Here is a 1117-nt window from a genome sequence, read left to right as displayed (position 1 = left end):
GAGGAAGTCGGCGACCTGGCGGTGGACGGGACGCTGGTAGATTTCCTTCGGCGAAGCGACCTGGGCGATGCGACCGCCGAACATGACGGCGATGCGGTCCGACATCGCCAAAGCCTCATACTGGTCGTGAGTGACAAGCACGAAGGTGATGCCGACGGCCTGCTGCAGGCGGCGCAGCTCGACCTGCATCTGCTCGCGCAGCTTCTTGTCGAGCGCCGAGAGCGGCTCGTCCAGCAGCAGCACCTTGGGGCGCATGACCAGCGCGCGGGCAAGCGCGACGCGCTGACGCTGGCCGCCGGAGAGTTCGGTGGCGCGGCGCTTGCCGAGGCCGGTCAGCGACACCTGCGCCAGCGCCTCCTCGACGCGGCGTTTTTCTTCGCCGGCATGCAGCTTCAGGCGCTTCAGCCCATAAGCGACATTCTGCTCGACATTGAGGTGCGGGAAGATCGCGTAGCTCTGGAATACCATGTTGGTCGGCCGCCGGTTGGCGGGGATGCCGTCCATCGGCTGGCCGTCGACGGCGATCGAGCCGCTGGTCGGCGTGTCGAAGCCGGCGATCATGCGCAAAAGCGTGGTCTTGCCGCAGCCGGAAGGCCCGAGCAGCGAGAAGAACTCGCCTTCCCGGATGTTGAGCGAGGCATCGTCCAGCGCCTTGAAGGTGCCGTAGCTGCGCGTGACGTCGCGGATCTCGATCATGGTGCGTTCCGATTGGGTGCGCTCGGATTGGACCCGCTCAAGCATAGAGGCCTCCCTCGCTCTGGGTGCGTCTGGCCGCCCGGCGGCGCAGGATTTCGGCAAAGGTCATCAGCACGAAGGACGCCACCAGCAGCAAGGTACCGAGCGCCAGAACGCCGGGCAGCTTGGCCGCGAAGCGCAGCTGGCCCCAGATGTAGATCGGCAGCGTCGCCTCGGTGCCGGTCAGGAAGAAGGCGATGATGAACTCGTCGAGCGAGATGGTGAAGCAGACGAGCAGGCTGGAAATGATGGCCGGCGCCACCATCGGCAGCGTCACCCGCCGGAAGGTGCCGAAGGCGCTTTCGCCGAGATCGGCGGAGGCTTCCTCGAGGCTGCGGTCGAAACCTTCGAAACCGGAGGTCAGCACCGTCATCGAATAGGG

At 66.0% G+C, this 1117-nt stretch carries 2 protein-coding genes; both read right to left on the bottom strand.

Annotated elements, in window-relative coordinates; translation table 11 throughout:
• Positions 1 to 696 (bottom strand): ATP-binding cassette domain-containing protein (locus EOA29_RS37340; protein ID WP_127222451.1); only part of this gene is annotated, 696 nt, incomplete at its 3' end.
• Between the two features lie 37 nt (positions 697 to 733).
• A partial coding sequence (locus EOA29_RS37335) for an ABC transporter permease subunit (RefSeq protein ID WP_127222450.1) occupies positions 734 to 1117 on the bottom strand: 384 nt, incomplete at its 5' end.

Source organism: Mesorhizobium sp. M1E.F.Ca.ET.063.01.1.1, assembly GCF_003998155.1.
GTDB lineage: Bacteria > Pseudomonadota > Alphaproteobacteria > Rhizobiales > Rhizobiaceae > Mesorhizobium.
Note: the sequence above shows the minus strand (reverse complement) of the source record. Positions and strands in the feature narration are given on the sequence as shown.